Here is a 7,536-nt window from a genome sequence, read left to right on the forward strand (position 1 = left end):
GATCACCCCTTTTTCGATTTGGTAGGCACAATTGGACTCGAACCAACGACCCCCACCATGTCAAGGTGGTGCTCTAACCAACTGAGCTATGTGCCTGTCGTGTGGTGCGCATTCTACGCATTCCAAAAACCCTGTCAACAGTTTTTTTCACGCTAACCTACTGAATCTTAAACTCTTTATAGAAAGACGCGGCGGCAGGCCCCAGTAAAGGATTTTCAACGGACGACTAGCGGGTGTTTATTATTATTGATAGCATCGGTACATTCGTTAAAAATATAAAACACGAGGTTCCTGCAGCATGGCTAACACCCCCTACCCCCAGTCCTACTACGCCGCCTCGGCTAACCCGGTGCCGCCACGTCCGGCGCTGCAGGGTGAGGTGGAAACCGATGTGTGCATCATCGGTGCCGGCTACACCGGCCTGTCCAGCGCCCTGTTCCTGCTGGAAAACGGCTTCAAGGTGAGCATCGTCGAAGCGGCCAAGGTCGGCTTCGGCGCGTCGGGCCGCAACGGTGGCCAGATCGTCAACAGCTACAGCCGTGACATCGACGTCATCGAGCGCACCGTTGGCCCTAAAGAAGCTCAACTGCTGGGCCATATGGCCTTCGAAGGCGGGCGCATCATTCGTGAGCGCGTGGCCAAGTACAACATCCAGTGCGACCTGAAAGACGGTGGCGTGTTCGCCGCCCTCACCAGCAAGCAAATGGGCCACCTGGAGTCGCAAAAGCGCCTGTGGGAACGTTTTGGCCATAATCAGCTGGAGCTGATGGACCAGAAGCGCATCCGCGAAGTGGTTGCCTGCGACAGCTACATCGGCGGCATGCTCGACATGAGCGGCGGCCACATCCACCCGCTGAACCTGGCCTTGGGCGAAGCGGCTGCGGTCGAATCGCTGGGCGGCATCATTTATGAGCAAACCCCGGCCATCCGCATCGAGCGTGGCGCCAACCCGGTGGTGCACACCCCGCAAGGTAAGATTCGCGCCAAGTTCGTCATCGTCGCCGGCAACGCCTACCTGGGCAACCTGGTGCCAGAGCTGGCTGCCAAGTCCATGCCGTGCGGCACCCAGGTGATCACCACCGAACCACTGGGCGAAGAACTGGCGCGCACCCTGCTGCCGCAAGACTACTGCGTCGAGGACTGCAACTACCTGCTCGACTACTACCGCCTGACCAGCGACAAGCGCCTGATCTTCGGCGGTGGCGTAGTGTACGGCGCGCGTGACCCGGCCAACATCGAAGCGATCATCCGTCCGAAGATGCTCAAGGCCTTCCCGCAGCTGAAGAACGTGAAGATCGACTACGCCTGGACCGGCAACTTCCTGCTGACCCTGTCGCGCCTGCCGCAGGTTGGCCGTATCGGCGACAACATCTACTACTCCCAGGGTTGCTCGGGCCACGGCGTGACCTACACCCACCTGGCGGGCAAGGTACTGGCCGAAGCCCTGCGTGGCCAGGCCGAGCGTTTCGACGCCTTCGCCGGCCTGCCGCACTACCCGTTCCCGGGTGGCCAGATGCTGCGCGTACCGTTCAGCGCCATTGGCGCCTGGTACTACAGCCTGCGCGACCGCCTGGGCTTCTGATGTAAGCAAGCCTGGCCTATTCGCGGGTGAACCCGCTCCCACAGGAACATCACTGGACCTGAGGGCAGCGGGGTCCCTGTGGGAGCGGGTTCACACCGCGAAAGGGCCCGCACAGATAAAGCTATTTGTTCAGGCTACTCACCGCCTGCTTCGCCGCAATTTCCTGCCCCGCCCGCGCCAGCTCATCCGCCGCCTGCAACCAGCGTTGGCGATCCACCTGAGCCGGCAGTTGCCATGGTGGCTGTACCAGCACCGCCCAACTCCCAAGCTTGGCCCACGCCGACGCAAACTCATCGAACGCCATCACTTGCCGCCGGTGCATGCCAGAGCGCAACAGCACTCGCTGCTTGTAGCGGTCATAACCGATCAGCACGGCATAGCGTGGCTCGCCCCACCAGGCCGAACCATCCTCGTAACGCAGCAACACCGGGTTGCCCGCCGCCACTTGGGCCAACAGCGCGTCCAGTTGCTTGTCCAGCGGGTACACCACCATGCCGTAGTCCCGCGCTACCCGAGGAATAGCAGTGTCCAGTGCCTCGGCGCCCTGGGGCAGGTTCAACGGTTTGTCCAGCAACCCAGGGGTGATCGGTGCCCCTTGTTGCGACAGTACCGCCGCCAGGGCCATGGCCCCGCTGTGGTTGGCGTTGCCACGGTAGAACGGCACGCTGCTGATCTCGACCCGCTGCGGCAGGCCCTTGAGGTTGGCGGGGGGTGCACTGGCACAACCGGCCAAGGTGGCGGCCAACAGGCAGGCGGCCAGCAACCGACGAGGTACGGTCTTGAAGGGATGTTGCTGCATGGACACTCGCTAGTTCCAACGCCAGGCAGGCAGCGCCCGGCTCTGGCAACAGATCATAGGTCCCACAGCGGCGCGGGTATAGTCCGACAGCGGCTTGGAGCGAATCGGACCAAGCAATAGACCTTTGGTCAATGGAACGCCAGCGGCGAAGGGCTAGACTAAAGCAGTGTCTGGAAGGCAAGCGCTGGCTGACCGAGCGCTGCACTTGGAGATGGAGGCACAGATGAGCCTGACCATGGCAATTCTCATGCTGGTAGGCATGTGGCTAAGCGTTGCAGCCGCCATGCTTTGGGGTGTACTGCGTATCGTGCGGCGCCATTCCCACCACTACCTGCCACCGCAAACCCCGGCCAAGTCACAACCTGTGCGCCGCGCGCGGCGGCATGCCGGGGTGCATTGATTTCAGAAATTCCTGAGCCCATTCGCGGGTGAACCCGCCCCCACAAGGTCCTTCACTGCCTTTGAAGGCTGCGCAGTACCTGTGGGAGCGGGTTCACTCGCGAATGGGTCGCAAAGCGCCCCCGCCTTTACATCAACCTTCAGCTGCCTCGCGCTTCAAACGCGCCCGGCGGGCCAGGATGTTGAGCACCTCGATCACCGTCGAGAACGCCATTGCCGCATACACATAACCCTTCGGTACATGGGCGCCAAAGCCCTCGGCGATCAGCGTCATACCGATCATGATCAAGAAGCCCAAGGCCAGCATGACCACCGTCGGGTTGTCATTGATGAAGTTGGCCAATGGGTCGGCGGCCACCATCATCACAATTACCGCAGTGATCACGGCAATGATCATGATCGGCAGGTGCTCGGTCATTCCCACAGCGGTGATGATGCTGTCGACCGAGAACACGATGTCCAGCAGCAGGATCTGAAAGATCGCCGCCGCAAAGCCCAGGGTAACTGTCGAAGAAACCTTGGCTTCTTCCTTGGCACCGTGCGGGTCGACGTTTTCGTGGATCTCTTTGGTCGCCTTCCACAGCAGGAACAGGCCACCGGCAATCAGGATCACATCCTTCCACGAGAAGGCGTTACCGAACACTTCGAACACCGGGTCGGTCAGTTGGACGATCCAGGCCACCGTGCTGAGCAAGGCAAGGCGCATGACCAAGGCCATGCTGATACCGATACGACGTGCCTTGGAGCGGTACTCCACCGGCAGTTTGTTGGTCAGGATGGAGATGAAGATCAGGTTGTCGATACCCAGTACAACTTCCATGGCCACCAACGTAGCCAAGGCAACCCAGGCGGTGGGGCTAGCGGCGAGTTCCAGCAAATATTCCATTGTTCAAATCCTGCAGCGACAGTTGGGGTCAGATTTCCTGGGTTTCGTCTTTCTTTTCGGCTTCCTTGGGCTTCTGCCCCTCGCTGCCGATGGCTTCGCTCAACGCCTGCTGGGCAGCCTTGTTGGTATCGTCGATAGCCTGCTTGGCCGACTGCGCGGCCTGGTCGAGCATCTGCTGGGCGGATTTCTCGGCCTGATCGCAACCCGCCAGGGTGAACAGGGCCAAGGCCAGCACCAGCGGCGTGCCAATGGATTTGAGTTGCAACATGGGGTCCTCGCTTGTCGTAATTCCGGCGGCGCACAGGGCGCCTGATGGGTTCGCATTCTAGAGAGCGCAATACATCAGGAAAATTCGTATTTTCAGCGTTTATACTTCGGTTTTCACGAATCGAGAAAAGCACAGATGCTCAACTATCGGCAGTTGCACTACTTCTGGGCCGTGGCCAAGACCGGCAGCATCGCCCGTGCCAGCGAACAACTGAACCTGACCCCGCAAACCATCAGCGGGCAGATCAGCCTGTTTGAACAGACCTACGGCCTGGAGTTGTTCCAGCGCGTGGGCCGGCAGCTGGAGCTGACTGAAACCGGGCGCCAGACGTTGATCTACGCCGAGCAGATGTTCCAACTGGGCGGCGAGCTGGAAGCCATGCTGCGTGCCGGCCCGCAGGAGCAGATCCTGTTTCGCGTGGGGGTGGCCGACGTGGTGCCCAAGTCCATCGTCTACCGCCTGCTGGCGCCGACCATGGAGCTGGATGACGTACTGCGCATCAACTGCCGCGAAGACAAGCTCGAACGGCTGCTGGGCGACCTGGCGATCCAGCGCCTGGACCTGGTCATTTCCGACAGCCCCATGCCCAGCCACCTGGACATCAAGGGCTACAGCCAGAAGCTGGGCGAATGCGGGCTGAGCTTTTTCGCCACCCCGACGTTGGCACAGCGCCATGGCGGCCCCTTCCCTGCCTGTTTGCAGGATGCGCCATTGCTTATTCCCGGCCAGGAAACCGTGGTGCGCAGCCGTCTGCTGCGCTGGCTGGGCGAGCAGCAGGTGCAACCACGGATCGTGGGCGAGTTCGATGACAGTGCCTTGATGCAGGCGTTTGGGCAGTCGGGCAGTGGCATATTCGTTGCGCCCAGCGTGATTGCCGAGGAAGTGTGCCGCCAGTATGGCGTTCAGCTGATCGGGCAGACCGAGGCTGTGCACGAGTCGTTCTATGCCATTTCGGTGGAGCGCAAGGTCAAGCACCCGGGGATCGTGGCGATTACCGAGGGGGCGCGGCGGGAGTTGTTTCATTGGTAGCCATGAGGGCCTGTAGTGACCCTGCGGGCTTACCCGCGAAAGGGCCGGAACAGCCCTACAAGGCTCTATGGTAAAGTCCCGCCCTTTCCAGATTCCGAGACCCCGCTGCACATGACCCCCGTCCTCCGTTTCCTCAACCGCACCAGCCTGGTGACGCAGATCGTCATCGGCCTGCTCGCCGGCATCGCCCTGGCCCTGCTGGCGCCCGCCGTCGCTCGCGACCTGGCCTTCCTTGGCAAGGTGTTCGTCAGCGCCCTCAAGGCGGTGGCACCCGTGCTGGTGTTCATCCTGGTCATGGCCTCGATCGCCAACCACCGTCACGGCCAGGAAACCCACATCCGCCCGATCCTCTGGCTGTACCTGCTGGGCACCTTTGCCGCAGCAGTGGTGGCCGTGGTCGCCAGCATGCTGTTCCCATCCAACCTGGCGCTGACCACTGGCGAAGCCACGCTGAGCGCGCCAGGCGGTATCACCGAAGTGCTGCAAAACCTGCTGCTGAGCGCGGTCGACAACCCGATCAACGCCCTGCTCAATGCCAATTTCATCGGCGTACTCACCTGGGCCATTGGCCTGGGCGTGGCCCTGCGCCATGCCGGCGAAACCACCCGTACCGTGGTCGAGGACCTGTCCAATGGCGTGACCCTGATCGTGCGCGTGGTCATCCGCTTCGCCCCGCTGGGCATCTTTGGCCTGGTCAGTGCCACCCTGGCCCAATCCGGCCTGAACGCCCTGCTTGGCTACCTGCACCTGCTGGCAGTGTTGATTGGCAGCATGCTGTTCGTGGCACTGGTGATGAACCCGCTGATCGTGTTCTGGAAGATCCGCCGCAACCCCTACCCGCTGACCCTGCTGTGCCTGCGTGAAAGCGGCATTACCGCGTTCTTCACCCGCAGCTCGGCAGCCAACATCCCGGTCAACCTGGCGCTGTCGGAGCGCCTTGGCCTGCATGAAGACACCTACTCGGTGTCGATCCCGCTGGGCGCCACCATCAACATGGCCGGTGCGGCAATCACCATTACCGTACTGACCCTGGCGGCGGTGCATACCTTGGGTATCCCGGTGGACTTGCCGACTGCCGTGCTGCTCAGCGTAGTGGCTGCGGTGTGCGCCTGTGGCGCCTCGGGTGTGGCGGGTGGTTCGCTGCTGCTGATCCCGTTGGCGTGCAGCCTGTTTGGTATCCCTAGCGAAATAGCCATGCAGGTGGTGGCGGTGGGCTTCATCATCGGCGTACTGCAGGATTCGGCCGAGACAGCGCTGAATTCTTCGACCGATGTGCTGTTCACCGCGGCGGCGTGCCAGGCTGAAGAGCGGCGTAACGCTTGAGATTGTTGGGGCCGCCTGTGGGAGCGGGTTCACCCGCGAAGCAGGCAACGCGGTAGATGGCACCGGCTTCGCCGGTGTTCGCGGGTGAACCCGCTCCTACAAGGTCCCAATTGCCTTACACGGTGGCTTTACCTACCCTAATGGCCTTTCCCCAGCAATGAGACAGGGCCATGTCAGAACACGAAACCGCAGGTGAAGGCCGCTTCAACAGCATCGAGATCCGCGTGCTCGGTTCGCTGATCGAAAAGCAGGCCACCAGCCCGGAAAGCTACCCGCTGACCCTCAATGCCCTGGTCCTGGCCTGTAACCAGAAGACCAGCCGCGAGCCGGTGATGAACCTTACCCAGGGCCAGGTCGGCCAAGCCCTGCGTGCCCTCGAGGGGCAGGACATGACCCGGTTGCAGATGGGCAGCCGGGCCGACCGTTGGGAGCAACGGGTGGACAAGGCGCTGGAACTGGTGCCGGCACAGCTGGTACTGATGGGCCTGATGTTCCTGCGCGGGCCGCAAACCCTCAACGAACTGCTGACCCGCAGCAACCGCTTGCATGACTTTGACGACACCGAACAGATCCAGCACCAGCTGGAGCGCCTGATCTCGCGTGACCTGGCCTTGCACTTGCCACGCCAGGCTGGCCAGCGTGAAGACCGCTACACCCATGCCTTGGGTGACCCGGCGGAAATCGAGGCAATCCTGGCTGCACGCCAGCAGGAAGGTGGCGCACGCAGCAGTGGCGGCAGTGTCTCGGAAGAACGCATTGAAGCCCTTGAAGCCCGCATCGCAGCGCTAGAAGCACGCCTGGCCGAGCTGGAAGGCTGAGCCGTCACGGCTCGGGGTCAGGGAAGTTGCGGCAGCTCTTGCGCTCGGCCAGCTCCCGGTCACTGGGGCGCTGGTCGACGAACACGGTGTGGCCGTCGGCGTAGATTTCCAGGTAGCCCCAGTGCAGGTCCTGCTCTTTCTGCCCGGGCTTGGGGGGGAGTAGCCACCAGGGTTCGCGGCTGATCAGGGTCATGGGTGTGATTCCTGAGGATGTCTGCAGTAATCATAGACATCTTCAGTTATTGCTTTGCTTGTGCCGGCCCTTTCGCGGCTAAAGCCGCTCCTACAGGGGCTTCACAGTTTCAAAACCTGCGCAGTACCTGTGGGAGCAACTGTCTTGCTCAATTTCTAAAAGCTGGCGCGATCCCTGTGGGAGCGGGCTTGCCCGCGAACACGGGCGAAGCCCGTGCCATCCACCGCGGTGTCTTCTTC

9 protein-coding genes and 1 tRNA gene are annotated in these 7,536 nt (G+C 61.8%); 5 read left to right on the forward strand and 5 right to left on the reverse strand.

The annotated features are described in order from the left end of the window. Positions 1-19 precede the first annotated feature (19 nt). Positions 20-96 (reverse strand) — tRNA-Val (locus tag ABE456_RS11785). Positions 97-298: 202 nt separating this feature from the next. Between ABE456_RS11785 and ABE456_RS11790 the strand changes: the two genes are divergently transcribed. Continuing rightward, positions 299-1,582, forward strand: coding sequence for an FAD-binding oxidoreductase (locus tag ABE456_RS11790; protein ID WP_346644068.1), 1,284 nt, complete (start codon positions 299-301; stop codon positions 1,580-1,582). Between the two features lie 121 nt (positions 1,583-1,703). Here the strand turns inward: ABE456_RS11790 and ABE456_RS11795 are convergent, their stop codons facing one another. Then, positions 1,704-2,381: a peptidase C39 family protein gene (locus ABE456_RS11795; RefSeq protein WP_346644069.1), complete on the reverse strand. Its 678-nt coding sequence runs from the start codon at positions 2,379-2,381 to the stop codon at positions 1,704-1,706. A gap of 223 nt (positions 2,382-2,604) precedes the next feature. Here ABE456_RS11795 and ABE456_RS11800 point away from each other — a divergent pair, with 223 nt between their 5' ends. Then, positions 2,605-2,781 (forward strand): hypothetical protein, encoded by a 177-nt coding sequence (locus ABE456_RS11800; RefSeq protein WP_346644070.1) that lies wholly within the window; start codon positions 2,605-2,607, stop codon positions 2,779-2,781. A gap of 132 nt (positions 2,782-2,913) precedes the next feature. Here ABE456_RS11800 and ABE456_RS11805 read toward each other — a convergent pair whose 3' ends face one another. Both ABE456_RS11805 and ABE456_RS11810 read right to left on the reverse strand, forming a co-directional pair. Continuing rightward, positions 2,914-3,666 carry a TerC family protein gene (locus tag ABE456_RS11805; protein ID WP_346644071.1) on the reverse strand — a complete coding sequence of 251 codons (753 nt, stop codon included), beginning with the start codon at positions 3,664-3,666 and terminating at the stop codon, positions 2,914-2,916. A 28-nt stretch (positions 3,667-3,694) separates the two neighbouring features. Next, positions 3,695-3,934, reverse strand: coding sequence for a hypothetical protein (locus ABE456_RS11810; protein WP_346644072.1), 240 nt, complete (start codon positions 3,932-3,934; stop codon positions 3,695-3,697). A gap of 135 nt (positions 3,935-4,069) precedes the next feature. On the opposite strand from ABE456_RS11810, the gene nhaR reads away from it, so the two are divergent. From nhaR to ABE456_RS11825, 3 genes are all read left to right on the forward strand, one after another. After that, positions 4,070-4,963 (forward strand): transcriptional activator NhaR, encoded by an 894-nt coding sequence (gene nhaR / locus ABE456_RS11815; protein ID WP_346644073.1) that lies wholly within the window; start codon positions 4,070-4,072, stop codon positions 4,961-4,963. A 111-nt stretch (positions 4,964-5,074) separates the two neighbouring features. Next, positions 5,075-6,286 (forward strand): serine/threonine transporter SstT, encoded by a 1,212-nt coding sequence (gene sstT, locus ABE456_RS11820; RefSeq protein WP_346644074.1) that lies wholly within the window; start codon positions 5,075-5,077, stop codon positions 6,284-6,286. Positions 6,287-6,456: 170 nt separating this feature from the next. Continuing rightward, positions 6,457-7,104, forward strand: coding sequence for a DUF480 domain-containing protein (locus ABE456_RS11825; protein ID WP_346644075.1), 648 nt, complete (start codon positions 6,457-6,459; stop codon positions 7,102-7,104). Between the two features lie 4 nt (positions 7,105-7,108). Here ABE456_RS11825 and ABE456_RS11830 read toward each other — a convergent pair whose 3' ends face one another. Next, positions 7,109-7,297, reverse strand: a complete 189-nt coding sequence (locus tag ABE456_RS11830; protein WP_346644076.1) for a hypothetical protein — start codon at positions 7,295-7,297, stop codon at positions 7,109-7,111. Positions 7,298-7,536: the final 239 nt, after the last annotated feature.

It is taken from the genome of Pseudomonas sp. TWI929, assembly GCF_039673335.1.
Lineage (GTDB): Bacteria > Pseudomonadota > Gammaproteobacteria > Pseudomonadales > Pseudomonadaceae > Aquipseudomonas.